Source organism: Chryseobacterium sp. KBW03 (assembly GCF_003852415.1).
Lineage (GTDB): Bacteria > Bacteroidota > Bacteroidia > Flavobacteriales > Weeksellaceae > Chryseobacterium > Chryseobacterium viscerum.
Genome location: NZ_QAJO01000004.1, coordinates 550,413 through 574,945, shown reverse-complemented (window position 1 = coordinate 574,945; position 24,533 = coordinate 550,413). Strand labels below are relative to the sequence as shown.

General features: G+C 36.8%; 27 protein-coding genes and 2 tRNA genes. 17 read left to right on the top strand and 12 right to left on the bottom strand.

Features of this window, described 5'->3' with window-relative positions; translation table 11 throughout:
- The first annotated feature begins 64 nt into the window (after positions 1-64).
- Positions 65-802 (top strand): glycine-rich domain-containing protein, encoded by a 738-nt coding sequence (locus DBR39_RS10645; protein WP_124532902.1) that lies wholly within the window; start codon positions 65-67, stop codon positions 800-802.
- Between the two features lie 13 nt (positions 803-815).
- Positions 816-1,166, top strand: coding sequence for a hypothetical protein (locus tag DBR39_RS10640; RefSeq protein ID WP_124532900.1), 351 nt, complete (start codon positions 816-818; stop codon positions 1,164-1,166).
- Positions 1,167-1,228: 62 nt separating this feature from the next.
- On the opposite strand, the gene DBR39_RS10635 is transcribed toward DBR39_RS10640, so the two are convergent.
- Positions 1,229-1,438: a hypothetical protein gene (locus DBR39_RS10635; RefSeq protein ID WP_124532898.1), complete on the bottom strand. Its 210-nt coding sequence runs from the start codon at positions 1,436-1,438 to the stop codon at positions 1,229-1,231.
- Between the two features lie 134 nt (positions 1,439-1,572).
- Entirely contained in the window at positions 1,573-2,760 is a 1,188-nt protein-coding gene (gene mnmA / locus DBR39_RS10630) for a tRNA 2-thiouridine(34) synthase MnmA (RefSeq protein ID WP_124532896.1), read from the bottom strand.
- A gap of 189 nt (positions 2,761-2,949) precedes the next feature.
- Between mnmA and DBR39_RS10625 the strand changes: the two genes are divergently transcribed.
- Positions 2,950-3,477 carry a hypothetical protein gene (locus DBR39_RS10625; RefSeq protein WP_124532894.1) on the top strand — a complete coding sequence of 176 codons (528 nt, stop codon included), beginning with the start codon at positions 2,950-2,952 and terminating at the stop codon, positions 3,475-3,477.
- Positions 3,478-3,622: 145 nt separating this feature from the next.
- Here the strand turns inward: DBR39_RS10625 and DBR39_RS10620 are convergent, their stop codons facing one another.
- The gene (locus tag DBR39_RS10620; protein WP_124532892.1) at positions 3,623-6,160 is read right to left on the bottom strand and encodes an ATP-dependent Clp protease ATP-binding subunit; all 2,538 of its coding nucleotides are present in this window, start codon (positions 6,158-6,160) and stop codon (positions 3,623-3,625) included.
- Between the two features lie 152 nt (positions 6,161-6,312).
- Between DBR39_RS10620 and DBR39_RS10615 the strand changes: the two genes are divergently transcribed.
- Genes DBR39_RS10615 through DBR39_RS10600 form a run of 4 tightly spaced genes read left to right on the top strand, consistent with a single transcriptional unit; the run spans position 6,313 to position 9,073 of the window.
- On the top strand, positions 6,313-6,540 hold the full coding sequence (locus DBR39_RS10615; protein WP_109737861.1) for a uroporphyrinogen decarboxylase: 228 nt from the start codon (positions 6,313-6,315) through the stop codon (positions 6,538-6,540).
- Positions 6,537-7,634 (top strand): glycosyltransferase, encoded by a 1,098-nt coding sequence (locus tag DBR39_RS10610; RefSeq protein WP_124532890.1) that lies wholly within the window; start codon positions 6,537-6,539, stop codon positions 7,632-7,634. Before DBR39_RS10615 ends, DBR39_RS10610 begins: the two co-directional genes overlap by 4 nt.
- A 45-nt stretch (positions 7,635-7,679) precedes the next feature.
- The gene (locus DBR39_RS10605; protein WP_103231849.1) at positions 7,680-8,099 is read left to right on the top strand and encodes a SufE family protein; all 420 of its coding nucleotides are present in this window, start codon (positions 7,680-7,682) and stop codon (positions 8,097-8,099) included.
- 50 nt (positions 8,100-8,149) lie between these two features.
- The gene (locus tag DBR39_RS10600; RefSeq protein WP_124533205.1) at positions 8,150-9,073 is read left to right on the top strand and encodes a glycosyltransferase family 9 protein; all 924 of its coding nucleotides are present in this window, start codon (positions 8,150-8,152) and stop codon (positions 9,071-9,073) included.
- Here the strand turns inward: DBR39_RS10600 and DBR39_RS10595 are convergent.
- The 5 genes from DBR39_RS10595 to DBR39_RS10575 form a co-directional block, all read right to left on the bottom strand.
- Positions 9,063-10,184 carry a glycosyltransferase gene (locus DBR39_RS10595; protein WP_148089914.1) on the bottom strand — a complete coding sequence of 374 codons (1,122 nt, stop codon included), beginning with the start codon at positions 10,182-10,184 and terminating at the stop codon, positions 9,063-9,065. The genes DBR39_RS10600 and DBR39_RS10595 overlap by 11 nt on opposite strands.
- 124 nt (positions 10,185-10,308) lie before the next feature.
- Entirely contained in the window at positions 10,309-10,932 is a 624-nt protein-coding gene (locus tag DBR39_RS10590) for a hypothetical protein (protein WP_124532888.1), read from the bottom strand.
- Between the two features lie 109 nt (positions 10,933-11,041).
- Positions 11,042-11,116, bottom strand: a tRNA-Val gene (locus DBR39_RS10585).
- A 34-nt stretch (positions 11,117-11,150) separates the two neighbouring features.
- Positions 11,151-11,225: transfer RNA gene (locus DBR39_RS10580), tRNA-Val, on the bottom strand.
- A gap of 42 nt (positions 11,226-11,267) precedes the next feature.
- Complete coding sequence (locus DBR39_RS10575) at positions 11,268-12,512, bottom strand: bifunctional folylpolyglutamate synthase/dihydrofolate synthase (RefSeq protein ID WP_124532886.1); 1,245 nt, start codon at positions 12,510-12,512, stop codon at positions 11,268-11,270.
- Between the two features lie 182 nt (positions 12,513-12,694).
- Here DBR39_RS10575 and DBR39_RS10570 point away from each other — a divergent pair, with 182 nt between their 5' ends.
- Genes DBR39_RS10570 through DBR39_RS10550 form a run of 5 tightly spaced genes read left to right on the top strand, consistent with a single transcriptional unit; the run spans position 12,695 to position 16,891 of the window.
- On the top strand, positions 12,695-14,017 hold the full coding sequence (locus tag DBR39_RS10570) for a TolC family protein (protein WP_124532884.1): 1,323 nt from the start codon (positions 12,695-12,697) through the stop codon (positions 14,015-14,017).
- Position 14,018: 1 nt separating this feature from the next.
- Positions 14,019-14,609 (top strand): SprT-like domain-containing protein, encoded by a 591-nt coding sequence (locus DBR39_RS10565; RefSeq protein ID WP_103233177.1) that lies wholly within the window; start codon positions 14,019-14,021, stop codon positions 14,607-14,609.
- A 2-nt stretch (positions 14,610-14,611) separates the two neighbouring features.
- On the top strand, positions 14,612-15,694 hold the full coding sequence (locus tag DBR39_RS10560; protein ID WP_228409946.1) for a mannose-1-phosphate guanylyltransferase: 1,083 nt from the start codon (positions 14,612-14,614) through the stop codon (positions 15,692-15,694).
- 32 nt (positions 15,695-15,726) lie between these two features.
- Positions 15,727-16,389: a hypothetical protein gene (locus DBR39_RS10555; RefSeq protein ID WP_124532882.1), complete on the top strand. Its 663-nt coding sequence runs from the start codon at positions 15,727-15,729 to the stop codon at positions 16,387-16,389.
- A complete protein-coding gene (locus tag DBR39_RS10550) occupies positions 16,358-16,891 on the top strand; it encodes a GNAT family N-acetyltransferase (protein WP_124532880.1) in 534 nt (177 codons plus the stop codon). The genes DBR39_RS10555 and DBR39_RS10550 overlap by 32 nt, the downstream gene beginning before the upstream one ends.
- Before the next feature lie 91 nt (positions 16,892-16,982).
- On the opposite strand, the gene bcp is transcribed toward DBR39_RS10550, so the two are convergent.
- On the bottom strand, positions 16,983-17,432 hold the full coding sequence (gene bcp, locus DBR39_RS10545) for a thioredoxin-dependent thiol peroxidase (protein WP_124532878.1): 450 nt from the start codon (positions 17,430-17,432) through the stop codon (positions 16,983-16,985).
- A 33-nt stretch (positions 17,433-17,465) separates the two neighbouring features.
- Between bcp and DBR39_RS10540 the strand changes: the two genes are divergently transcribed.
- Positions 17,466-18,086 (top strand): endonuclease III domain-containing protein, encoded by a 621-nt coding sequence (locus tag DBR39_RS10540; protein WP_124532876.1) that lies wholly within the window; start codon positions 17,466-17,468, stop codon positions 18,084-18,086.
- Positions 18,087-18,179: 93 nt separating this feature from the next.
- Here DBR39_RS10540 and DBR39_RS10535 read toward each other — a convergent pair whose 3' ends face one another.
- The 3 genes from DBR39_RS10535 to DBR39_RS10525 are packed head-to-tail and all read right to left on the bottom strand — an operon-like array spanning position 18,180 to position 21,674.
- Positions 18,180-18,626, bottom strand: a complete 447-nt coding sequence (locus DBR39_RS10535; protein ID WP_185147172.1) for a DinB family protein — start codon at positions 18,624-18,626, stop codon at positions 18,180-18,182.
- A gap of 7 nt (positions 18,627-18,633) precedes the next feature.
- Positions 18,634-19,830, bottom strand: a complete 1,197-nt coding sequence (locus DBR39_RS10530) for a S41 family peptidase (RefSeq protein WP_124532873.1) — start codon at positions 19,828-19,830, stop codon at positions 18,634-18,636.
- Positions 19,831-19,877: 47 nt separating this feature from the next.
- Positions 19,878-21,674: a DUF885 domain-containing protein gene (locus tag DBR39_RS10525; RefSeq protein WP_124532871.1), complete on the bottom strand. Its 1,797-nt coding sequence runs from the start codon at positions 21,672-21,674 to the stop codon at positions 19,878-19,880.
- 169 nt (positions 21,675-21,843) lie between these two features.
- Between DBR39_RS10525 and DBR39_RS10520 the strand changes: the two genes are divergently transcribed.
- The 4 genes from DBR39_RS10520 to DBR39_RS10505 all read left to right on the top strand — a co-directional run bounded on the left by DBR39_RS10520 (position 21,844) and on the right by DBR39_RS10505 (position 24,520).
- Entirely contained in the window at positions 21,844-22,305 is a 462-nt protein-coding gene (locus DBR39_RS10520; RefSeq protein WP_124532869.1) for a hypothetical protein, read from the top strand.
- 174 nt (positions 22,306-22,479) lie between these two features.
- Positions 22,480-23,184: a MotA/TolQ/ExbB proton channel family protein gene (locus DBR39_RS10515; RefSeq protein WP_109737859.1), complete on the top strand. Its 705-nt coding sequence runs from the start codon at positions 22,480-22,482 to the stop codon at positions 23,182-23,184.
- Between the two features lie 11 nt (positions 23,185-23,195).
- Positions 23,196-23,594, top strand: coding sequence for an ExbD/TolR family protein (locus DBR39_RS10510; protein WP_103233185.1), 399 nt, complete (start codon positions 23,196-23,198; stop codon positions 23,592-23,594).
- A 35-nt stretch (positions 23,595-23,629) separates the two neighbouring features.
- Positions 23,630-24,520, top strand: a complete 891-nt coding sequence (locus DBR39_RS10505; protein ID WP_124532867.1) for a ferric siderophore ABC transporter substrate-binding protein — start codon at positions 23,630-23,632, stop codon at positions 24,518-24,520.
- The last annotated feature ends 13 nt before the right edge of the window (positions 24,521-24,533 follow it).

Sequence of the window (24,533 nt, the reverse complement as noted above, 5' to 3'; positions counted from 1 at the left end):
ATACATACATGAAGACATAAAAATTAAAAATGATCAATAAAAAAAACAATTAAATAATCACAAGATGAATACGAATAAATTAGTAACAGATAATGAGTTATGGCAAAGAATCTCAGATTTTTCCATTGATAAAGCAGACGCTGCATTTCCGTTTTCGAAAAAACTGGCAAAAGAAGAACGCTGGAGTCTGGATTTCGCGAAGAAAGCGATAGAAGAATATAAAAAGTTTGTCTATCTCTGCTGTATCCTTCCTAATGGAGCTTCACCAAGCGAAACGGTGGATAGGGTATGGCATATGCACCTCATTTATACCCAGAATTATTGGGAAGAATTTTGTCCCCATATTTTAAAGAGATCACTTCATCATCATCCTTCTAAAGGAGGGACTGCGGAGAAAGAGAAACACCAGAATTGGTTCGAAGATACATTGGTACAGTATCGGAAGGTATTTCAACAGGAAGCACCTGATGAGATCTGGAAAGAACTGAAGAAAAAATCCAAAGCACAGTCCTGGATAAAAAGAATGGCTTTTTTTGCTCCGATCTTTATTTTACTTCTGCTGTATTCCTGTACAGAGGGAACAGGGTTTACAGGATTGCTGATCACGGCTGTAGTATTTGTGATTATTTTTATCCTGGGAGCTATGACGTCAATAATGGGAGATCAGGAGACTTCTGATTTTGGTAAAAAGGATAAGCAAAGCCCTGATGGAGGAGGTAGTTGTAGCGGCAGCTCAGGCTGCAGCGGAGGCGGAAGCTGTGGAGGCGGTTGTGGTGGTGGATGTGGAGGCTGCGGTGGATAAAAAATGAATAATTATGAAAAAAATAACCATTCACTCAGTTCCGGTTGTGATAAGCTTTATATGGCTTTTTGCAACATGTCAGACCTTTAATCCTTTTACTCTTAAAGGGCCGGATTTCCTGAAGTTTTATATCATCCTGCTTCTTGGATTTTATGCTTCGGTTTTTATGATAAATTCTCTGACAGAAACAATTCCGAAAACAACATTGTATTTCGCAGGTCTTATTTTTTTATTGGGAATTATAAAACTGATAAGAGGAATGCTATTGGGAAAGCCTGTCGGGTTTTTGGTCATGATTTTAATAGCAGAATGTATTGTTACCGTGTTTTTTATGTTGGCTCATGTCAATAAAAAGATCAGGTAAATAGTAATCAAAAAACAAACCCGAAACAAAAATGTCCCGGGTTTTATAATGAGTTTTTGATATTAAATATCTTTCTTTTTTTCCTCTGTGGGTTGATAACCATACTTACGAACCATAATTGAGGTCAGGACTATCAAAATAAGGCTTATTGCAATATTTGAATTTTCCGGATGTACAATTGCCTGATAAAGGTTATATCCAAAAACAGCAGATACAATTGAGATCAGGAAATTGTTTGCATAGGCATACTGGTTTTTTGTCGTTGCTTTCATAGTACTATTTTTTATTGTTATTTACTCAGTAAGTATGACAACTTAAAAAACGTTACAGAAAATTTCAAAAAAATTATTTTCTTTTAAAAAGACAACCTTAAAAAGCGTTCCCGCAAACTGAATTCCAAATCTTTTTATGCAATTACCCCGCTTCCAATAAGCTCATCATCGATATACCATGAAGCAAATTGTCCTTCAGCAATCGCAGACTGCAGCTCATCAAATTCAATATAAAAAGCATTTTCAAACTGATAAATGGTTGCTTTCTGCAAAGATTGTCTGTATCTGAATCTAGCCAGTACTTCCATAGACTCTCCGTTTTGAAGCTTCATGTCTTCACGCACCCAATGCAGCTCAGAATTATCAATTTTCAGGGCTTTTTTGTGAAGTCCAGGGAAATGGCTTCCTTCTCCTACAAAAATGATGTTGTTTTCCATTTCTCTTGAGATGATAAAACAGCTTTCTTTATGACCGCCTATTCCAAGACCTTTACTTTGTCCGATCGTGAAAAATTGGGCTCCCTGATGTTTCCCGATTACTTTTCCGTCGGCTTTTTTATAATTGATTTTTCTAGATAAAAATTCAAGTTCCTCCTCTTTAGATGAAAATTCAGGTTTTTCTTCTGAAAACAGAGGTGAATCTTTGAAAATTTCTACGATTTCACCTTCATTGGGTTTCAATTGCTGTTGAAGAAATTGAGGAAGGCTTACTTTTCCGATAAAACATAATCCCTGAGAATCTTTTTTATCAGCAGTTACCAATCCAATTTCTTTAGCGATTTCTCTTACCTGAGGTTTTGTCAGTTCTCCAATGGGGAATAAAGCTTTTGAAAGCTGATCCTGGCTTAGCTGGCATAGAAAATAAGACTGATCTTTATTGTTGTCTTTCCCTGCCAGAAGGTGGAAAATTTCTTTCCCATTTTCATCAAAAGTAGAATTTACTCTTGCATAATGTCCTGTTGCCACCTTATCCGCGCCCAATGACATTGCGGTCTTCATAAAAACATCGAATTTTACTTCTCTGTTACACAATACATCCGGGTTTGGCGTTCTTCCCTTTTGATATTCAGCAAACATATAGTCAACGATACGTTCCTTGTACAGTTCACTCATGTCTATTACCTGAAATGGGATGCCCAGTTTTTGGGCGACCATAAGGGCATCATTACTGTCTTCGATCCACGGACATTCATCTTCTAATGTTACCGAAGCATCATTCCAGTTTCTCATAAACAAAGCCACTACTTCATGACCTTGTTGTTGTAGCAAATATGCTGTAACACTGGAATCTACACCTCCAGAGAGGCCTACTACTATTTTCATTGTATTTCAATTTTACGAAACTCTTAACGGGAGTTCTTAGTTTGATGCGGCAAAAATACAATTAAAAACATTCGTAAAAAAACCATAATTTTAAACATTGATAAAAACGATGTTAATCGTAACCACCACTATCATCCACCAGAATAAGTGGAGAAAGCAAAGAATATTACAAAAACAAAATATCTATATATGAAAAAGCTTATTATTTCTCTAATGCTCATGAGCTCAGTATCCGTCTTTTCCCAGGTTTCTGTGGGTACACCAACACAGGAAGGCAGCAAATGGACTTTCGGTGGCGGGATTGGAGTGGGTTTCGGAAGCAACAGCGCTTTTAATTTGTCGGCTTCACCCAGAGTAGGCTACAGGCTTACCAATGATCTTGAAGGGGGAGTAATAGGAACCGTTTCGTGGCAGACTTCGGATTATTATAAATCTACGATGTTTGGAGTGGGACCGTTTATGAATTACTATTTCGCCAGATCATTTTATGTGGGAGCAAACTATCAGCACTATTTTGTTGATTATAAGGATAAATACTTTGATTATAAATACAATACAGAAGAAAATGCCCTGTTTCTTGGAGGAGGGTATATGCAGAGGATCGGGAATAATTCCTTTATGCAGCTGGGACTCATGTATAATGTACTTTGGAAACAAAATTCCAGTGTGTTTTCAAGCGGTCTGGTTCCTAATATCGGTTTTGTCGTGGGGCTTTAATCTTATAATTTCATCAGCAGGAGTGGCCCTTTGCCCGTTCAATACAATATTCAAAATGCTATTTGCTTCAGCGAAAATGTATAAAAACAAAAAGCCCCGGGAAATTTCCCAGGGCTTTTCTATGAAAATTAAATTATTTATTTAATTAAGATTGAGAAGACTTCTCAGCCGCTGATTTTTTCGTTTTCTGCGCTTTTCCAATCAGTCCGTCTTTTGCTTCATTAAGGTCAAGAACTACGGTTTCTCCTTCATTCAATTGCTTGTTTACCAGCATTTCTGCCAATAAGTCTTCAATATATTTCTGGATCGCACGTTTCAATGGTCTTGCCCCAAAATCTTTATCCCATCCTTTTTCAGAAATAAAGTCCTTAGCCTCTTCAGTAAGATCAACTTTATATCCTAATTTTTCAAGTCTGCCATAAAGCTTGTTCAGTTCAATATCAATGATTTTCTTGATATCATCCTGTACAAGAGAGTTGAAGATTACAATATCATCAATTCTGTTCAAGAATTCAGGAGCAAATGCTTTCTTAAGGGCACTTTCAATGGTGCTTCTCGCTCTGGTATCTGAACTGGTCTTTTTAGCTGAGGTTCCAAATCCTACACCATCTCCAAAATCTTTAAGATCTCTTGTTCCGATGTTTGAAGTAAGAATAATAATTGTATTTCTAAAATCAATTTTTCTTCCTAAGCTGTCCGTAACGTGTCCTTCATCAAGGATCTGCAACAGAATATTGAAGACGTCAGGGTGAGCTTTTTCAATCTCATCCAGAAGAACTACAGCATAAGGTTTTCTTCTTACCGCTTCCGTCAACTGGCCACCTTCTTCGTATCCTACATATCCCGGAGGCGCACCAACTAATCTTGAAACAGCAAATTTCTCCATGTATTCACTCATGTCAATTCTGATCAGAGATTCATCGGATTCAAAAAGCTCTCTCGCCATTACTTTAGCCAATTCCGTCTTACCAACCCCGGTCGTTCCAAGGAAAATAAATGTACCAATCGGGCGGTTCGGATCTTTAAGACCTGCTCTGTTTCTTTGAATAGCCTTAACGACTTTTTTCACAGCATCTTCCTGACCAATCACTTTTCCGTTCAGCTTTTCATCCATCTGGGCAAGTTTGTCAAGCTCGTTCTTACCAACTTTCGTTACCGGAACACCACTCATCATAGAAACCACTTCTGCTACATTTTCTTCCGTTACGGTTTCTTTTTTCTCTTTTACATCCTTATCCCATTTTTCCTGAGCAGAATTCAGTTCCATCTGAAGACGTTCTTCTTCATCTTTAAGCTTTCTTGCTTCAAGATAATCTTGAGCTTTTACAGCTTTCTGCTTCATTTCTTTGATATCTTCGATTTTCTTTTCAAAATCAATGATCTCTGTAGGAACCTTCATATTCTTAATATAAACACGAGATCCTGCTTCGTCCATCGCATCAATTGCTTTGTCCGGTAAGAAACGATCTGTAATATATCTTGATGTCAAATTGACACACGCCAAAATTGCTTCAGGAGTATAAATTACATTATGATGTTCCTCATATTTATCCTTGATTTGATTCAAAATCTGAATAGTTTCCTCAATATTGGTAGGTTCTACCATTACTTTCTGGAATCTTCTTTCTAAAGCACCATCCTTTTCAATATACTGGCGGTATTCGTCCAGAGTAGTTGCCCCGATGCATTGAATTTCACCTCTTGCTAAAGCCGGCTTGAACATATTGGAAGCATCTAAACTTCCCGTAGAACTTCCTGCTCCTACAATTGTATGAAGCTCATCAATAAATAAAATGACATCTCTGTTTTTCTCCAGTTCCGTCATGATGGCCTTCATTCTTTCCTCAAACTGACCACGATATTTTGTTCCGGCTACTAAACTCGCCAGATCTAAAGTGATTACACGTTTTCCATAAAGAACTCTGGATACTTTTTTCTGTTGAATTCTTAATGCCAATCCCTCAGCAATCGCAGATTTACCAACACCCGGCTCCCCGATAAGAAGCGGATTGTTTTTCTTTCTACGGGATAAGATCTGAGAAACTCTCTCAATTTCTTTTTCACGTCCGATTACCGGGTCCAGTTTTCCGTCTCTGGCCAAAGAAGTAAGGTCTCTACCAAAGTTATCCAATGTAGGCGTTTTACTTTTTGCAGAACCTAAGTTTCCTGTAGGCTTTCTCATTTGCTCAAATTCCTCTCTCTCATCATCATCATCATAAGCACTCATCTGTGGTGACTGCCCTGAATTTTTAAGCATCGTCTGGTATTCTCTTGAAACTCCTTCATAATCGATGTCATAAGCTCCCAGAATATTTGAAGTAGGGTCCTCATATTTATAAAGAATACCTAAAAGCAGGTGAACGGTATTAATTTCATTGCTTTTATATTGTCGGCATTCTAACTCTGCACGTTTAATGGCATGATCCGCCATCTTGGTGAAAGAAATATTGGTAACCTCTTCAGAAATAGGATTAAGACTTGCTGTATTTAAAGTTTCAATTTTTCTTCTGATTTGTGTTAAATCCGCATTAAGGTTTTGAAGGATTTCTTTTGCAGAGTTTTCCGTTTTTATAATACCTAAAAGTAGATGTTCTGTATTAAGAAATTCACTTTTCAGCCGTTTAGCTTCGCTTTTGCTTTGTTTGAACACTTGGCTCAAACCTTGTGAAAACTTATAATCCATAATATATCTCATTAGAATAATGGCAACGTTGCCATTTATTCATTATCTAAATTACAAATATTTTACCAAAAATCAATTAATGACTTTATGGCAGTAAAAAATTTTATTATCTTATTGAAAATGATTAAGTTTGTTATCCTTAAAAATTTCTCATGAGCCCCGAATCTACTACTTATATCGGATATTCTGCCTCAGTTTTTATCGTGCTGAGTTTCATACTGAAAGATGTAAGAAAAATTAGAATTGTCAACATGATTGGCTGTTTTTGTTTTGTCATTTATGGCTTTTTTAGTGGGCCGTTATGGCCGGTTATCATTCCAAACGGATTGATCTGTCTTATCCAGATCTATCATTTAATACTAGGTAAGAAAAAAGAATGAGGAAAAAAGTAATCACTTCAGCTTTTAGCAGCCTGTATACCGACCAGCGAATAGAAAAGGTATGTAAAACCCTTTTTGATAACGGATATCCAATAGAACTTATAGGGAATGACTGGGAAGGAAATGAGAAAATGGAGCGCCCTTATCCTTTTTCGAGAATAGAATTGACATCAAAAAGTTTAAAGACTGCCTATTTTGAATTCAACTGGAAGCTGTATAAGGAGCTAAAGAAAAAAGCTGACAAAGATACTATCCTTCATGCCAATGACATAGATGCACTTCTGCCAAATTATCTCATTGCCAAAAAACTGAATATTCCTTTGGTCTTTGACAGTCATGAAATTTTTACAGAAATGCCATCGGTCCAAAACAGGTTTTCACAGAAATTCTGGAGAGTACTGGAAAGGAAACTGGTTCCTCAAATAGAATTCATGATGACAGAAAGCGAAAGCTACGCCGAATGGTTTCATGAAAAATACAATGTGAATCCTGTTGTGGTAAGAAATATTCCGAGAAAAATTCTTTCTGTGCCGGAAATTCCGGAAAATCAGCCTAAAATAATTCTGTATCAGGGAGCAATCAATCAGTCCCGGGGAATTGAAAAGATGATTGTCGCGATGCATCATATTAAAGATGCTGTTCTGAAAATCGCTGGGGATGGGCCAAAGAAAAAAACATATGAAGAATTGGTTACTCAGGAAAAACTGCAAGACAAAGTCTTCTTTCTGGGTAAGCTGAAACCGGAAAACCTCAGAGAAATAACTAAAACCGCAGATGCGGGTTTCAGTCTTGAGGAAAATAATGGGGTAAGCTATTATTATTCTCTGCCTAATAAGGTTTGTGACTATATTCAATCCAGAGTACCGCTTGTAATGATTAATTTTCCTGAGATGCAGCGAATCAAAAATCAGTTTGATGTAGGAGAGATCATTACAGATCATCAGCCAGAAACTATTGAGAGAGCAATTAATCTGGTTCTTGAAAGAGGGAGGCTATATTATCAGAGCGAACTTAATAAAGCTGCAGACGTATTTTGCTGGGAGAATGAGGAATTGAAAATTCTGCAACTTTTTGAAAAAGCATCCCTTAAATAATTTTTACAAAATTGGTTATCTTTGCATAAAGAAATTTGATTTAAAATGACCATTAAAGAAAAACAGCAGGAAATAATCGATGAATTCGCATTTCTTGAGGATTGGGAGCAAAAGTACGAGTACATTATCGATCTTGGAAAAGAACTGAAAGGCTTACCGGAAGACAGGAAAACCGAAGACAATCTGATTAAGGGCTGTCAGAGTAAGGTTTGGATAGATGCTGAATATAAAGAAGGTAAACTTTTCTTTAATGCAGATTCTGATGGTATTCTACCAAAAGGGATCGTGTCTCTTTTAGTCAGTATTTACAGTGGACATTCCACTCAGGAAATATTGGATTCTGATTTCGAATTTATTGCAGAAATAGGATTGCAGGAATTTCTTTCGCCATCGAGAGCGAATGGATTGATGGCAATGACCAAGCAAATCAAATTTTATGCTGTTGCTTATCAACTGAAATCATAACCGTGACTAGAATTTTAGCATATCGTTTTTCCGCATTCGGAGATGTTGCGATGACTGCACCTGTTTTCAGAGAATTTCTGGAGCAGAACCCCGGTGTGGAAATTATTATGGTTTCAAGGAAGAACTTCGAAGCCTTATTTGCCGGAATTCCCAATGTTATCTTTAAAGGAATTGATTTGGATGACTATAAAGGTCTCTTTGGATTGCGAAAACTGAGCAATGAACTGATCCGGGAGTTTAATCCCGACTGTGTTGCCAATCTTCATGATGTAATCCGGACCAAGATTTTAGATAGAATATACAGAAGGAAAGGGCTGAAAGTTTTCAAAATAGATAAAGGAAAAGAAGAGAAAGAACATCTTACGGATGTGTGGAATCTTGATAAAGTACAGCTGAAAAAAACAGTGGAGCGTTATGCTGATGTATTTCGTAAAATGGGATTCAAAGTTGAGCTTTCACATTCATTAAGGCCTATTTCAGAGTATAAATCGGGGATTGGCTTTGCGCCTTTTGCCCAACATAGAGGGAAGATGCTTCCTTTAGACAAATCGTACGAGCTTGTCAGAATTCTGGCAAAGAAGCATACGATCTATTTCTTTGGAGGCGGCAAAAAAGAAACAGAGACCCTTGACCAATGGGCAGCTGAAATTCCTAATACCAAAAACCTTTCCGGAAAGCTAAACCTTACTGAAGAGCTCAACCAAATCGCTCAACTGGAACTGATGATTTCTATGGATTCTGCCAATATGCACCTTGCAAGTCTTGTGGGAACCAGATGTGTTTCTATTTGGGGAGCAACCCATCCTTATGCCGGATTTTTAGGATTCGGGCAGAGTGAAGAAGATGTTGTTCAGGTAAAGGATCTTACCTGCAGACCATGTTCTGTTTTTGGGGACAAAGAGTGTTACAGAGGCGACTGGGCCTGCCTGGAAGAGTTTAATATCCAGAAAGTCATAAATAGGGTTAATTTTTAAAAATAATTTTTACCATTTCTTCGGCTTTGGAATGATCTGAATGTCTTTTTTCCAGGACTTCTTTCCTGTTTTCGGAGGTATCATAGTCTTTTTCAGCTGAAGTGATGATTTGTTGGCGGATTTCGGCCATATCAGCACCATAAAGGCATAAACTCATCAGGGTGGGATCATCTGTGATATTTCCATTAATAATAACAAACCGGCTGTTGTAAAGGGTGTTAAAAAGCTTCACTTTGGTTCCGGAATTTTGATAGGAAAACAGAATATTGGCATGGGCATTTTCCAGAAGATGATGAAGGTTTTCAGTAGTTTGAATAGGAGTGAGGTTGATGTTTTTAACGGCTGAAATTTTCTTCTTTACCTCTTCACTGGCACGGTCGGATGCGACAACCAGCTTATATTGGGGAAGAGTTTTAAATAAATCTATAGTTTCATTCAGCGCCTTTTTATTATCGGCGGTCGTGAGATCTCCATGGAAAAGAAAATAATTTCCTTTTTTGTCCAATTGTTTTACCGATTGGTTACCGTGGAAAATATGAATAAGCTGCGCGTTTTTCGAATAATTATTGACTTCGTTATATTCCTTTTCAGACAAGCAGAATACGGTTTTAAATCTCTTGAGAAGCTTTTTTTGATATCCTGTGTATTTTAGAGATTCAATTTTATACACAACCTTTTTGAAAATGTTTTTTTCCGACAAAGAAAGCCCTTTATAATATTCTGTTTCGTTGTTGTGATGGCGGAGATAGAGTGGGGTTTTGTTACTTTTCAGAAACCGGATGATACGGGTTGTCTGTAAGCCTTCAAATAAGATCGGAGCCTTTATTTTTTCAAGATTTTGAAGGAGGGCTTTGGAGTCTCTAATGGCAGCGGCAAATGGTGTTCCTGAAAAATAAAGGAAGGGGTTCTTTTTCTTTTTATAAAAAAATACATTTTCGGTAATCTCTTTAATTTCCGGATCAATGGTTTCAGGAACCTGGTCTATAAAACAATGAAGATAGATCTTTACTTTCAGATCATGTAAGCTTTTGATCTTATAATAAACATCAATAATTCCACCATAAGAAGGAGGGTAGGGATAATTGAATGATATGATATGGAGTTCCTTCACGTGAGCGAATTCAAATGCAGACAAAGGTAAATAAATATAAGGAAAAGGTCTTATTGTGGAACATTGGAATTATTAAAATATAGAATTTCTCAAAAAATAGAGAAAATCTTTAAATTGGAATGTATTATTTGTTGAACCATTTATTAAGCCTTCTTTTTGTTCTATCAAAAGCAGTTTGTTCCCAAATTACTTCAAATCCATTCCAGAATACTCTAATTTGGTTACCGTTTTCTCTATAGAATACAAATTTTAAATCTTTATGTTGTACAAAAACATTATTTACATTTGATGATTCGGACAAGTACTTAGAGTTACTTTCTCTTACCTTTTCTAATCTCTCTAATACGCTCTTAGCTTCTTCTATAGGTAAATATCTAAATGCATATGCATTCCCAAAGTATCCATTTTCATCCCGATTTTCACCGAAAAATGCAAGTAATAGCCCTCTTTCATTGATTTCATCACAATTAAATGCTACAGAAATAAGGCCCCCACTATCATCAGAAGCTAGGCTTTCTGTCTCAAACTTAATTTCTTTATTACCTGCATCACCAATAATACGATTAATAATAAATTCTTTAGATCTAAACTGTGAAATGGTTTTGGCTGTTTCTTTTTTAGCCATATTTGCGGCTATAAAAGTAATGGTCGCTGCCGCAGCAACTCCAGCAGCTAATGCTGTATTGTTTTTTTGAGCATTTGAGGTGACACCATAACAGATTAGTAATGGAAGTAAAAATTTTTTCATGATTATATAGTTTGAAAGTTTAAAACTAAAGTTTTAAAAGTAATTATACAAAAATGAACTAGAAGAATTTTAAAATAAAAAAAATCTCCCAGTTTCCTGAGAGATTTTGTGGGCCCTGAGGGATTCGAACCCCCGACCCTCTGGGTGTAAACCAGATGCTCTGAACCAACTGAGCTAAGAGCCCTGAAATTTTTTGAAAGGCTTCAGTATCCTTTGTGTGGGCCCTGAGGGATTCGAACCCCCGACCCTCTGGGTGTAAACCAGATGCTCTGAACCAACTGAGCTAAGAGCCCCTATAACTTGTTTCCTCGTTTAGAGTGGTGCAAATATACAACTTATTCAGAAATCTCCAAATTTTTTTCTAAAAAATCTCCCACAACAAAGTTACTTCCGCCGATAAAAATCATTTCTTCTTTTGTACAGCGTTCTTTTGCAGACAGATACGCTTCTTGTACGGAATCAAAAATTTTATAAAAAATTTTCGCCTCCTGAAGCAGATTTTCATAATCTTTCGGGTGTCTTCCCCTGTTGACAGATGGTTTTGCAAAATAAAACTCAGAATTTTCAGGAAGTAAATTCATTACATCATCTATTTTTTTATCATTTACAAACCCCAAAATAACGTGCTTGTGCCTGTCAATTGAATTTAATTGTGAAAAAACATACTCCAAACCTGCCTGATTGTGTCCCGTATCACAAATCGTAAGCGGATTTTTTGAAAATTCGAACCAACGGCCAATGAATCCTGTATTCTGATGAACATGGAGCAGTCCGTTTTCCAGATCTTTATCGGAAATAGAGACTTCCAGTTTTCTTAATTCTTCTACTGCAGCCAATACAACTCTGATGTTCTTTTTCTGGTAGTTTCCTTTCAGGTCGGAAGAAAGAGAAGTATCAATACTGGTGGCATCTATAAACGGAGCATTTTCTTTAATTGCTTTCTCTCTGATGATATTTTTCACTACTTCGTTGTCGTCACCCGAGATAATAGGGATGTTGCTTTTAATAATTCCCGCTTTTTCCGTTGCGATTTCTTCAATCGTATCTCCCAGAATATTCTGATGATCCAGCTGAACATTCGTTATGGCAGAGATAAGAGGTTTAATAATGTTGGTTGAGTCCAATCTTCCTCCCAATCCGACTTCAATAATGGCAAAGTCTACCTGCTGCTGATAAAAATATTCAAAAGCCATAATCGTGGTAAACTCAAAAAACGAAGGACGAATATCTTCCGGAATTGTCTTGAGTTTTTGAATAAAATCAAAGACAAATTCTTTATTACAGTTTTTCCCGTTAACCTTAATACGCTCTGTGAAATCGATAAGATGCGGAGAATTGTATAGTCCTATTTTATAGCCAGCTTCCTGAAGAACTGATGCCAGCATGTTGCTTGAAGAGCCTTTTCCGTTGGTTCCACCGATATGGATGCATTTGATCTTATCCTGGGGATTTCCAAAGAAAGCACAAAGCTTAGTTATATTATCAAGCCCGGGTTTGTAAGCCTGCTGTCCATCGATCTGGTAGTTGGGCATCTGTACGAAAAGCCAGTCAATAGCTTCCTGATATTGTTCGTTTGTCATGGTACAAAATTCTCAAAAGTTTTTTTAAAATAAAATATAATTTTTCAATCTGTAACTTTTTTATATTTAATTCGTCTAATATTGAAAAATCTTAATATGAAATCGTTGTGATTTGCAAGTTGCAATACTGATGAAGATGACACGATTCCATATGACCATTAAAAACAAATAAACATATACATATGAAAAAAGTTTGGATCATCGTTTTTGGATTAGGTTATCTGGGTTTAAGCGCTCAGAAGAAATGGTCCTTAAAAGAATGTGTAAGCTATGCAGTGGAGCATAATCTTCAGGTTATCCAAAATCAGTATACCAAACAAAACCAAGAATACAACCTTAAAGCAGCAAAAAAAGACTATTTGCCTTCCGTATCGGGGAGTATTACGAGTGGGGTGAGTTTCGGACAAGGATCATTAGGAGCAGGAAGCTATAGAAATGATAGATTCAATAACAGTGTTGGTATAGGTACCGATATTTTAGTCTATAATAATGGAAGATTGGAGAAGAATGTAAGAAAACTCCAGTTTGATGTAGAAGCCAGTCAGTATGATATTGAAACCATCAAAAATGATATTTCGGTACAAATTGCACAACAGTATTTAACTGCTTTATTGAACAAAGAAATTGTTAAGATTTCTCAAAGCGCTGTAGAAAATGCCAAAAAACAGCGTGATAGAGCAAGTATAACCACTCAGGTTGGGACTACGGCACAGACTGTTTTAGCGGAAGCAGACGCAGCCTGGGCGAGAGAAAAGCAAAATCTTAAGACGGCAGAGGTTAACGTAGGAAGAGCTCTGTTTGCGATCGCTCAGCTTTTACAGCTTTCAGATTATAAAGATTTTGATGTGGAAAATGTAGATATTCCTGAAGCATTAGATTCACAATTGGTAACCGCTGATGAGGTTCTTACAAAAGCCTATGATGTACAACCCCAGATAAAAGCAGCCGAAAGCAGAATAAGATCTGCTGAAGCACAGACTGAGGTAAGTAAAACGGCATTCTGGCCTACATTAACGGCTAGTGCCGGTCTTAACACTTTCTATAATAGGCAATTTAATGTTCCTCCAGGAGTTGTGCAGGGAACTTTTTTTGAACAATACAAAGATCAGTTTGGACAAAATGTAGGGCTGTCACTTAATATCCCTATCTTCAATAAAGGGAAAACAAAATTACAGGTTGAGCAGTCCAAATTAAATGAAAGTGTTAGCAAAATTACCCTTGAGCAGCAAAAACAAACAGTAAGGCAAAATATACAGAAAGCTCAGTTTGATGCAGATGCCAACTATGAAAACTATCTGGCGGCTGTGGAAGCAGAAAAGAGCTCCAAACTGGCTCTTGATTTTGCTGATAAAAGCTATGCTGCAGGAAGAACAACCATATATGACGTCAATGTGGCAAGAAATAATTATGCAAATGCACAAGGATCAGTAGCACAGGCGAAATATAATTATCTTTTCAGTCTTAAACTATTGAATTTCTATGCGGGAATTCCATTAAGTTTGTAAAATGTCTATCCAATCATTAGAAAAATATTTACCTCAAAACACTCTTAAATATTTAAGGATCTGGTTTTCAGATCACTATATACATATAAAAGTTACACGAAATAGAAATTCAAAACTGGGAGATTACAGAAAGCTTCCGGATAATTCTCATGAAATTACGGTAAACTCTACGCTTACCCCACAACTTTTTTTCTTTGTTTTGACCCATGAATTGGCTCATTTGATTGCCTTTGAAAAATATGGACGAAGAATCTCTCCTCATGGCAGCGAGTGGAAAGAAACTTTTAGAAATATGCTTCTTGAAAGTCTTGAAATTTATGATCAAGAACTCAAACCCATCATCATAAAGTTTTCGAAATCACCCAAAGCAAATTTCATGGCAAGCCCTGATCTGGTAAGGTATTTTCATACTGAAAAACAGGATGGTAGTCTTCATTTTATAGAAGATCTTCAGAAGGGTGAGTTTTTTATATACCGCAACGAAAAGTATTTATTGGAAGGTCTGGTTAAAAAAAACTATCTTTGTAAGAACCTGGCTACTGGAAGGAAGTATTCTTTCAAGCCTTTAGCGAGGGTGCAAAAATGTAGTTAAGAATGTTAAAATCAGATAGATACTGTGTTATAATGGCAGGAGGAATCGGTAGCCGGTTCTGGCCGATGAGTACGCAGAAATTTCCAAAACAGTTTCAGGATATTTTAGGAACCGGGCGCACGATGATTCAGCAAACCTATGACAGAATCAGCAAGGTGATTCCTAAGGAGCAGATATTCGTGATTACGAACAAAGAGTATGTTACTCTGTCCCATCAGCAGCTTCCGGAAATTCCTGAAGAAAATATTGTGGGTGAGCCGCTTATGAAAAATACAGCGGCCTGTAATCTGTATATGGCAAACAAGATTGCTGAGATCAATCCGGATGCCACTATGATTGTGCTGCCAGCAGATCACCTGATTCTTAAAGAAGATGTATTTTTGGAAAAAGTAGAGCTTGCCTTTGAGGTGGCTTCACAACATGATTATTTGGTAACATTGGGTATTACCCCTACAAGGCCTGATACCGGCTACGGCTACATTCAGTTTGTAGAAAAGAAAGCCTCCGAATATTTTAAGGTAAAAACATTCACAGAAAAACCAATTCTTGAGATTGCCCAAAGCTTTTTAGAAAGTGGGGATTTCCTTTGGAATGCAGGTATTTTTGTATGGAATGTAAAAAGTATTCATCATGCTTTTGATCTTTATCTTCCTGAGATGATGCAGCATTTTATGGCTTGTGAATACAATTCGGAAAAAGAAAACAGCTGTATTGAAACCATTTATCCTAAGGTTCAGAAAATCTCCATTGATAATGGGATTTTAGAGAAAGCAAAGAATGTATATGTAATTCCATCAGACTTAGGATGGAGTGATCTTGGAACCTGGACATCGGTGTTTGAAAATACTGAAAAGGATAAAGATGGAAACGCGGTAACACTGAAACATTTACTCTCTTATAATTCAAAAGGAAATATTATCCGTCTAAGGAATAATAACAAGGCCGTAATCATAGATGGTCTTGAAAATTATATTGTTGTAGACACCGATAAAGCACTTCTTATTTGTCCGCGAGATAATGACCAGCTCATTAAAGATTATGTTCTTGACTTAAAAAACTTTAAGAAGGGCGAGAAGTTTATGTAATCTTTGGTATATTTTCTGCTGATTTTTAAATTATGATTAAAACTGCAACCCGATTTACAATTCTTATATTTTTACTTTTTGGAATCCTAGGATATTCTCAGGATAAGAAAAAGTTTTCAAGCATTCCCGGTATTTTACAACAGATCAACCCAAGTAACAAAGTTGACTCATGGGTTCTGGTATACAATAGCTATGGAAAAGGAGAAGAAATAAAGAGCTCGGGCAAGGTGAATTATACTCCTCAGTTCTCAGGATTCAATCTGTTTCCCAGTGAAGACAGTTTTTATTATATCGCCTATTCAGAAGGGGGTAAAATAAATTACATTACCGATATAGAAGGGCTTAAAAAATTTGTAGACAGAATTGATAATGCCCAGGAAGCATCTATAATGCTAGCCGCTGACGGATACATGGTAGATGAGGAATTCAAAGATCTTGCGGGTAACTATCATGAAGATCAATCAAATTATTATCTGGATCTGGGGAAACTTACTTCAAAAGAATGCCCTTACCAGAAAACGCATTATACGGTAACCGTAAATAAATCTACAGGTGCTGTAAGCAATGTAAAGAACAATGGTACTTATATTGAGCTTTACAATAAAAAATGTGCTAATAACCCGAGACTTTTAAAAATCGAAAAAAAGGAAGAACCAAAGAAAGATGAGCCTAGAAAAACACCCAAGCGCAAATAATACCTATGAGACTGAGCGACTAATACTACGTCCGATGTCTCGTGAAGACAGAGATTTTGTCTTTGAACTTTATAACAGACCAAAATTTATTCAACATATTGGCAACCGTAATGTTAATACCATTGAGGATGCTGAAAATTATATCTTAAACAGATTTGCTCCACAGATTGAAAGACTGGGATTTGGAAACTATCTTTTGGTGACCAAAGAAGGGAATGAAAAAATAGGAGCAGTGGGAATCTTTGAAAGAGAAGGGCTTGATATCGTGGATATCGGATATTCTCTATTGGAAGAGTTTGAAGGAAAAGGATATGCTTTCGAAGCGGCTCAGAAGGTCAAGTCTATTGGGATGGACGATTTTGGATTACCCAAAATTTCTGCGATCATTTCAAAAGATAATGTTTCTTCCCAAAAGCTTATCGAAAAATTGGGATTAAGGTTTAAAAAACATGTGACTCTTCCCGGGGAGACCGAAGAATTAAACTATTACGAAACAGAATAATACATCCATAAAAAATTTTTTCACAAATAACACAGATACATAATTGTGTTATTTGTGAAAAGATTTGTGATATCTGTGTTTAAAAAAAGAATTATCCTTCCAGAATCTGCTCAGCAGCAGTCTTTGAAGTTACTTTTTCAATTACTCTTGTACATACCCCATTTTCATCAAAAATAAAAGTGGTTCTTACAATTCCCATATACGTTTTTCCAAACGTTTTTTTCTCCTGCCATACTCCGAATTTTTCAATGATATCACGACTTTCATCTGCAATAAGATCATAAGGAAAGGCAAATTTGCTATGGAAATTTTTCTGTTTTTTCACAGAATCACCACTTATTCCCAACAGCTGAAATCCAGCTTTTTTAAGCTCAGTATAATTGTCACTCAGATTGCAGGCTTCAACGGTACAGGTTGGGGTACTTGCTTGCGGATAGAAGAAAACCACCAGTTTTTCTCCCATTAATTTTGATGAGGTTACTGTTTCTCCATCTTGATTGATTCCTTCAAATTCAGGTAATTTGTCTCCAACTTTCAACATAATGATTTAATTTTGTTCAAATTTAAGGGTTACATGACAAAAAAGCAAAGAGCCGAGCTCGTTCAGATAGAACTGGAGAAACTATATCCTACAACACCTATTCCGTTGGATCATACTGATCAGTATACATTAATGGTTGCTGTGGCACTTTCTGCACAAACAACCGATAAAAAAGTCAACCAGGTTACCCCTGATCTTTTTGCGGTAGCAGGAACCCCTCAGAGAATGGCAAAACTGGAAGAATTTCAAATTAAAGAATTGATCAAAGAAATAGGTTTGTCCAATACAAAAGCCAAAAACCTGAAAAAAATGGCCGAGCTATTATTGGAAAGACATAACGGTGTCGTACCCCAAACGTATGAAGAATTGGAAGCGCTGCCTGGAGTAGGACATAAAACTGCTTCGGTGGTGATGAGCCAAGGCTTCGGATTTCCTGCTTTTCCGGTCGATACCCATATTCATCGTCTTATGACACAATGGAAGCTTACTTCTGGAAAAAACGTGGTGGAAACAGAGCGTGATGCCAAGAAATTATTCCCGGAAGAAGTATGGAATAAACTTCATCTTCAGATTATTTTCTATGGAAGAGAATATTCTCCGGCAAGAGGAAAAGGAGAGAAGGATTTTATTACGAAAATGATGTTTGAGAAATAATTTTCTCTGAAAAAATCTTTGAATTTTATACCCTGTCAAGGTTTAAACCCCTGACAGGGTATAAAATATCATGTAAAAGAAAGTAAAAGGGTATTAATAATCCAGCAACCTTCTGTGGTAATTAATCTGACCTAAATGATAATCCAAATGAGCAATCAGGTGGATCAGAAAGTAATCTGTGGTCATTGTATTTTCGAAAACAACCAGCGGATATTCTTTTTTCAGATCATCTTCTGATAATGGAGCAAGAGAAGACTCTATCATTGCTGCGGTTGCCTCTATTTTTTCAATAAGCTCAGTTCTTGGGATATCTTTTAATGAAAACTCCAGGTCGCGTTGCCTTACATATCCTGTGTTTCCAAGGTGGGTTCCTATAAAATGGTTAAGATTTCCCACCAAATGAAGGACTAGATTACCCGCAGAATTGGCAATGGTTTTATCAATTTTCCAAAGATTCTCTTCGTTTTGATAGGCTTCTATCTCTATTTTTAGTTTGTTTAAATCTCTGTTGTAGAGAGAGATAAGGCTTTCTGTGATCATATCAATTTTATTGTATTTCTTTAGCTTTTTGGATCGTTTCTTCAATGTTTTCTGTTAGGATTCCGGGAATAAAATTTTCTCTTGGCGTTCCGTTGATATGATATAATCTTTCCGTTGGAATCTGAAATCTTATTTTAGTTTCGCTGAGTTGAAAATTGGAAACCGCTCCTATTAAACCGGCCATTCTTGTACCGATAATTTGTGCTTTTTTCATTCCGTCAAACCCAATAGCAATTCCTTCTCCCATACTTCCGGTCCAGTGCCCCACAAGAATATAAACATTCCCGCTGTATATTTCCTTTCTCGGAGTTACATATTCTGTCCAATGCCTTTTGGTCTGAAATTCTTTTTCATCAAATTCGTGAGTCTGATAGGGGAGAAGTTGGTTGGTAAATCTTCCCATAATAGCTCTGGCAACAGTTGAATTTCCTCCTCCTGGAGTCTCCGTTAAATCAATAATCAAATTTTTGTATTGGAATAAACTGTCGAGCGTTTTATCAAAAGCAGCAATCAAGTCATTGTTAACTAGTGAATTATTTATTTTGATGTAGGCTGTGTTTTTATTTAATACCTTTTTATATAACAGCTCATTTCTGTTACCATAATTAACGGGTTTGAATATCTTTTCTTTTCCGTTTTCTATTGCTGTAATTTCTCTTTGAGTGTCATGTGTGCCTGCAAAAAGCATATTAATGCTGTATTGATCCATTCTTTGATCAGGACGGGTTGTGAATTTTGGAAGAAATTTTTTCAATTGTTCCTCAATAGGGTTTCCGTTGAATCTTGTTACCTCCATTCCTATTTTCAACCCAGACAGATCGGCTCCAAAACCTTTTCGGATGTCTCTGATGAAATACTTATTTCCTGTTTTTTCAATATGCAGATCCAAACCAGATGGGATCAACCTGTTTGACGTATTCAGGTTCGTATTTAAAGAGGTGTGACCATTATAAAGCTCATTAAGAATGTTTTCAAGAAATGAAATGAATTCGTTGTCATTTGAAATTTTGATTACTTGTGGCTCATAAATTTCTTTCACTTTCTTCCAGTCAATATTTTGCTGATCTAAATATGCATAATGATTATTGATATCCGTCCAGAATTCAATAAAATCCTTTTGATATTTGGTTTGAGCAAAAAATGTGCTTCCTGTATTCAGGAACAAAATAAGTAAGAATAATTTTGTTAGACTTTTAATATTCATGGTTATTTGTTGATATCATGAGAAAACAAAAATAGTCTCATAAGAAACTATTTTTGTTTTTGAGCCCAAAGCTCCATTTTTCTGTTCAGAACATCCAAAGGAAGGCATCCCTGGCTTAATACTTCGTCATGGAAGCTCGCCAGATTGAATTTCTTTCCCAGTTCTTTCTGATATTTTTCTCTCAACTCACGGATTCTTAAAGAACCTATTTTGTAGCCTAAAGCCTGTCCCGGCATTGCCATATATCTTTCTACTTCTGCTGTGGCAGACCCCTCATCATAAGATATGTTGCTTAAGAAATATTTGATGGCTTCTTCTCTTGACATTTTCCCGGTATGAAGTCCCGTATCTACTACAAGTCGTACTGCTCTCAACATCTGATCGCTTAAATATCCCATTTTTTGATAAGGATCTGTATACAAACCGAACTCAGGACCTAGTGTTTCACAATAATGTGCCCATCCTTCTCCATAAGCTCCAAACCATCCGAATCTCATGAATTTAGGAAGTTTTGTATTTTCCTGCTGAAGAGAAACCTGGTAATGATGTCCTGGAATTGCCTCATGAAGGAAAAGAGATTCCATTCCTGAAGTAACATTGAATTTGGTAGGATCCGGCAGCGGAACATAAAATATCCCCGCTCTTTTTCCATCCGGAGTTCCGGGAATATATTCTGCGCTGGCACTTGCCTCTCTGAATTTCTCTGTCTGTCTGATTTCAAATTTTGTTTTCGGAGTTACGTTAAACATGGTTTTCAGTTTCGGCGTAATCTTCGTTAGAATACCATTGAAAGCATTCAAAACCTCTTTAGACGTTTTATAAGGCATCGCCTTAGGATCTGTTTTTACAAAAGTGATAAATTCTTCCAGAGTTCCGGAGAAACCTACCTGCTGTTTTACTTTTTCCATTTCTGCACGAAGCATCGCTACCTGCTGTAGTCCGATTTTATTGATCTCAGTGGGAGATTTTTTGGTGGTTGTCCAGCTTTTTACGTAATAGTTGTAAATTTCATTACCGTTAGGAAGGCTGTTGTATCCATCTGTATCTCTTGCCTTTGGAAGATACTCCTTCTCTAAGAATACTCCCATTTTTGCGTAGGCAGGAATGATTTTTTTCGTGATGGCATCTTTATAAAGTGCTGAAAATTTGTCTTTCTGATCCTGAGTAAAGCTTTTCGGGAAGTTTTTAACCGGTCCGTAGAAAATATTTTTTTCCATGTCAGACGTTGTGATTTCCTCTGCTTTCATTTGAGGAATCATTTTGACAACCAGTTTTTTAGGAAGAACTACCTTATTGCTGATTCCTTCACGGAAGTTATCTGCGGCTGCATTCATCCATTCCGGGAATTTTTCCATTCTTTTTAACCAATCACTGTAATCTTTTTCCGTTTTAAAAGGCTGGCTTCCCTGTCCGCTTCCATACAATGGAAAAGTAAGCGGAAGACCTCCGAATTGGGTAAAAGGAATATATTCAGGATGATAAGCATATGCCTCAATTTTATCCTTTAAAGTATAATCCAGTACATCATATACTACTTTATCTTCATCAGAAAGCGTTTTGTAATCTACGTGTTCCAGCTGTTTCTGTACAGAATTATAGAAAGCGACTTCCCCTGAGATAAAATCTTTATCAATATTGATAGGAAGCTGGTCGTTGTATCTTGTATCTCCCTGAGAAGTAGCATCCAAAGGGTATAGCTTCAGATACTGCTCATAGTAGTTGGAAGCAATAGAGTCCAGGTTGCTGGGCGTTACTTTCGTAAGAGGAGAATCCGATTTTTTGCATGAAGCAAGACCGATCATCAATCCTAGTCCTAGAATACCTTTTGATAAAATGTTTTTCATTTTCAGAATCTTTATAAAACAAAAATAAGTATTATTGGGGTATTCAGACTTATGGTATGAATTGATTTTGAAAAAATTATTTTCAAAATCCTTTTAACTTTGAATCAATTTTTTATCTTTGTCTAAAACGTTTAACAATCATATTATTACAGTTCTTTTTTAAGAAAAAATGAAAGGGATTTTAAAAATTTACCATCCGGAGGAGACGCTAAAATACAATATCAGAAATACTTATTGTAAAGCAATCTACAGCAATCAACAACATTTTTTAGAGGTTGAAGTTATTACGGATGACAGTTTGGATCACGTAGACGATGATTCACTACAGTACAAGTTTCCGCAGCTTTCACTTGAAGTTTTCGATTTGCCCATTGAATCGACGGAAATAGAAGGAAAAACTATCAAAATCAATGACTCTGATGAAGAAACCTACACAGAAGTAGATCTTTTCGATGACGAAGATGCTTATATCTACGACAACGAGCTTCTTTTCGAAAGAAATGAAGAAGGAGAGCTTCAGGTCATCTGGAAGGGTGCCATTGATGATTTCTATACCGGATCTGATACACCGATTCCTTTTAGATTAAAATGCGAATTCAAGCAGGATGATATTGAGGTAGACGAGGATTAACGAAAGCCTTGTTCCTTTTTTACTATCGAATTTCTTTTCAAAATTATTTTTGGAAAGAAATTTGCTATTGGTAAATAATAACAAATTTTAAGTTGTTTTTAAGCAATTTTTAAGAGTTCAATTCATAATATTCTATTACATTTGTCGTTGAAACTTTAATAAAATTCACATTTAATGCTGTTAACGGAACTTTCTCAGATTTTATTTGCACAAATCGCCACACCTGCAGTTGCTGCAGACAACTTAGAGTTCTCATTCTGGAAAATCATGTTCCATGGGGGGGCATTCGCTAAAATAGTGATGGCCATTGTGTTGCTGTTGGGGATATTTTCTCTCTATCTGTTTTTTGAAAGATTTTTCTTTATCAAAAGACTCACTTCAAAAACGGATTCCAACTTCATGAACAATATCGAAGACTTTATAAAAGCTGGAAAAATAGAGGCTGCGGCAGATTATTGCAAAACACAGAACTCTCCGGAAGGAAGAATTTTAGAAAAAGGAATTTCAAGATTGGGACGTCCTGTTTCTGATATTGTAAGTGCCATGGAATCGCAGGCTCAGGTAGAGGTTGCTAATATGGAGAAAAACCTTAACCTTCTCGCTGTAGTACCAAGTATCGCACCGATGTTAGGTCTTTTGGGTACAGTAATCGGGATGATTATTGCTTTCTTTAATCTATCCCACGCCACAGGATCTTTCTCTCCAAAAACACTTTCAGAAGGTATTTATACTGCTTTGGGACAGACTGCGGTAGGTCTGGCAGTAGCAATTCCTGCTAATTTCTGCTACAACATCCTTTTGACAAGGATTGATAAGTTTGTACTGAAAGCTCAGAATATGTCAGGAGAATTTTTAGACCTTATCAATAAACCTTTATAAAATTTCTTACGATGAAAATTCAGAGAAGAAATAAAGCAAACCCGGAATTCAGTTTAGCAGCGATGACAGACGTTATCCTGTTGATGCTGATCTTCTTTATGATCACCTCTTCTGCCGCCAATCAAAGCGCCATTGATGTGAATCTGCCGAAAGCCGGAGCTGTTGACGATAATATACCCAATCCTGTTACAGTAAGTATCAAGCCGGATGGTTCATTCTTTGTAGATGATAACCCTGCAAATAAAGGAGAACTGGAGAAGATTATTGTTGATAAATTAGCCAGTCAGACGAATAAATCTTTCACGATCAGAGCCGACGAAAATACACTGCATAAAGATGTTGTTTTTGTAATGGAAATCGCTGAAAAACATAAATTTAACATTGCTATTGCAACGGTTAAAGATAAATAACAGATCCGGATTTCCGGAAAGAATTACTTTTTAAGATGAAAAGCTATACAGCAAACAGAAACGACGAAAACAAAGATAGGATAAAGAGCGCTGTGCTTTCTATTCTCATCTGGGCTGCCGTTTTGCTTTTTGTTTTTTTATATAAATTAAAACCCGAACTGGATAAAGAACCTGAAGTGGTAACAACTATGTTGGTAAACTTCGGGGATAACAGAAACGGTAAGGGTATTGAAGAGCCTGCTGAGCAGCCGGGAAGTCTTGCTGCAGCTACAGAAGAAGTGACACCGGAACCAGCAGAAACACCTGTTCCGGAAACAAAAACTGTAGTAAAACCAGAACCGGTACCTACTCCCGCACCAAAGAAAACGGAAGTTAAGGAGAAGGCTATTACCGGAAAAAATTCAAAAGCAACAGTTCCTAAAAAGGAAGATTCAAAAAAAGCTGAGAAAAAAGAAGCAACAAGCGCGAGCGCTTCAAAAAATACCAAGAAATCAGGTGCTGCTACGGCCAATTCAAAAACCGGAAATGGGGATGGAAAAGGAAATGCTGCTATTGGAAACCTGATTAAAGGAAGAGGTACAAAAGCAGGAAGCCAAGGAACAGGAGAAGGAATCGGAAATGCAGGAGATCCTTTGGGTGGAGATGGAAACGGAGACAGTAAAGTTGGAATTGATAGAAAGCTCGTTGGTTATATTCCAGGAACAATGGGAAGAGGAGGGGCTCAGCCTTCTCACAGCTGTACTGTAAGCGGATCGATTACCATTGCTTATACTGTTGATAAAGCAGGAAATGTGGTGTCTGCAAGAAGAGCCGGAGGAGTTTCAGACCCTTGTGTATCTTCCACATCCGTGGCCTGGGTGAAGAAATATGTAAAGGCAGAGAAAGCCAATACGTCATCAACCGGAAGTTATAAAATTACATTCTAAAATACAAAAGCAC

Bases quoted from the DNA above. Each gene is read 5' to 3' on its own strand.
- bcp (WP_124532878.1), bottom strand. From the start codon at position 17,432: ATGTTGAAAGTTGGAGACAAATTACCTGAATTTGAAGGAATCAATCAA.
- DBR39_RS10510 (WP_103233185.1), top strand. From the start codon at position 23,196: ATGAAAATTCAGAGAAGAAATAAAGCAAACCCGGAATTCAGTTTAGCA.
- DBR39_RS10525 (WP_124532871.1), bottom strand. From the start codon at position 21,674: ATGAAAAACATTTTATCAAAAGGTATTCTAGGACTAGGATTGATGATC.
- DBR39_RS10565 (WP_103233177.1), top strand. From the start codon at position 14,019: ATGTCTATCCAATCATTAGAAAAATATTTACCTCAAAACACTCTTAAA.
- mnmA (WP_124532896.1), bottom strand. From the start codon at position 2,760: ATGAAAATAGTAGTAGGCCTCTCTGGAGGTGTAGATTCCAGTGTTACA.
- DBR39_RS10605 (WP_103231849.1), top strand. From the start codon at position 7,680: ATGACCATTAAAGAAAAACAGCAGGAAATAATCGATGAATTCGCATTT.
- DBR39_RS10625 (WP_124532894.1), top strand. From the start codon at position 2,950: ATGAAAAAGCTTATTATTTCTCTAATGCTCATGAGCTCAGTATCCGTC.
- DBR39_RS10640 (WP_124532900.1), top strand. From the start codon at position 816: ATGAAAAAAATAACCATTCACTCAGTTCCGGTTGTGATAAGCTTTATA.
- DBR39_RS10555 (WP_124532882.1), top strand. From the start codon at position 15,727: ATGATTAAAACTGCAACCCGATTTACAATTCTTATATTTTTACTTTTT.
- DBR39_RS10615 (WP_109737861.1), top strand. From the start codon at position 6,313: ATGAGCCCCGAATCTACTACTTATATCGGATATTCTGCCTCAGTTTTT.
- DBR39_RS10610 (WP_124532890.1), top strand. From the start codon at position 6,537: ATGAGGAAAAAAGTAATCACTTCAGCTTTTAGCAGCCTGTATACCGAC.
- DBR39_RS10520 (WP_124532869.1), top strand. From the start codon at position 21,844: ATGAAAGGGATTTTAAAAATTTACCATCCGGAGGAGACGCTAAAATAC.
- DBR39_RS10575 (WP_124532886.1), bottom strand. From the start codon at position 12,512: ATGACAAACGAACAATATCAGGAAGCTATTGACTGGCTTTTCGTACAG.
- DBR39_RS10645 (WP_124532902.1), top strand. From the start codon at position 65: ATGAATACGAATAAATTAGTAACAGATAATGAGTTATGGCAAAGAATC.
- DBR39_RS10540 (WP_124532876.1), top strand. From the start codon at position 17,466: ATGACAAAAAAGCAAAGAGCCGAGCTCGTTCAGATAGAACTGGAGAAA.
- DBR39_RS10550 (WP_124532880.1), top strand. From the start codon at position 16,358: ATGAGCCTAGAAAAACACCCAAGCGCAAATAATACCTATGAGACTGAG.
- DBR39_RS10530 (WP_124532873.1), bottom strand. From the start codon at position 19,830: ATGAATATTAAAAGTCTAACAAAATTATTCTTACTTATTTTGTTCCTG.
- DBR39_RS10620 (WP_124532892.1), bottom strand. From the start codon at position 6,160: ATGGATTATAAGTTTTCACAAGGTTTGAGCCAAGTGTTCAAACAAAGC.
- DBR39_RS10535 (WP_185147172.1), bottom strand. From the start codon at position 18,626: ATGATCACAGAAAGCCTTATCTCTCTCTACAACAGAGATTTAAACAAA.
- DBR39_RS10560 (WP_228409946.1), top strand. From the start codon at position 14,612: ATGTTAAAATCAGATAGATACTGTGTTATAATGGCAGGAGGAATCGGT.
- DBR39_RS10635 (WP_124532898.1), bottom strand. From the start codon at position 1,438: ATGAAAGCAACGACAAAAAACCAGTATGCCTATGCAAACAATTTCCTG.
- DBR39_RS10570 (WP_124532884.1), top strand. From the start codon at position 12,695: ATGAAAAAAGTTTGGATCATCGTTTTTGGATTAGGTTATCTGGGTTTA.
- DBR39_RS10590 (WP_124532888.1), bottom strand. From the start codon at position 10,932: ATGAAAAAATTTTTACTTCCATTACTAATCTGTTATGGTGTCACCTCA.
- DBR39_RS10515 (WP_109737859.1), top strand. From the start codon at position 22,480: ATGCTGTTAACGGAACTTTCTCAGATTTTATTTGCACAAATCGCCACA.
- DBR39_RS10505 (WP_124532867.1), top strand. From the start codon at position 23,630: ATGAAAAGCTATACAGCAAACAGAAACGACGAAAACAAAGATAGGATA.
- DBR39_RS10600 (WP_124533205.1), top strand. From the start codon at position 8,150: ATGACTGCACCTGTTTTCAGAGAATTTCTGGAGCAGAACCCCGGTGTG.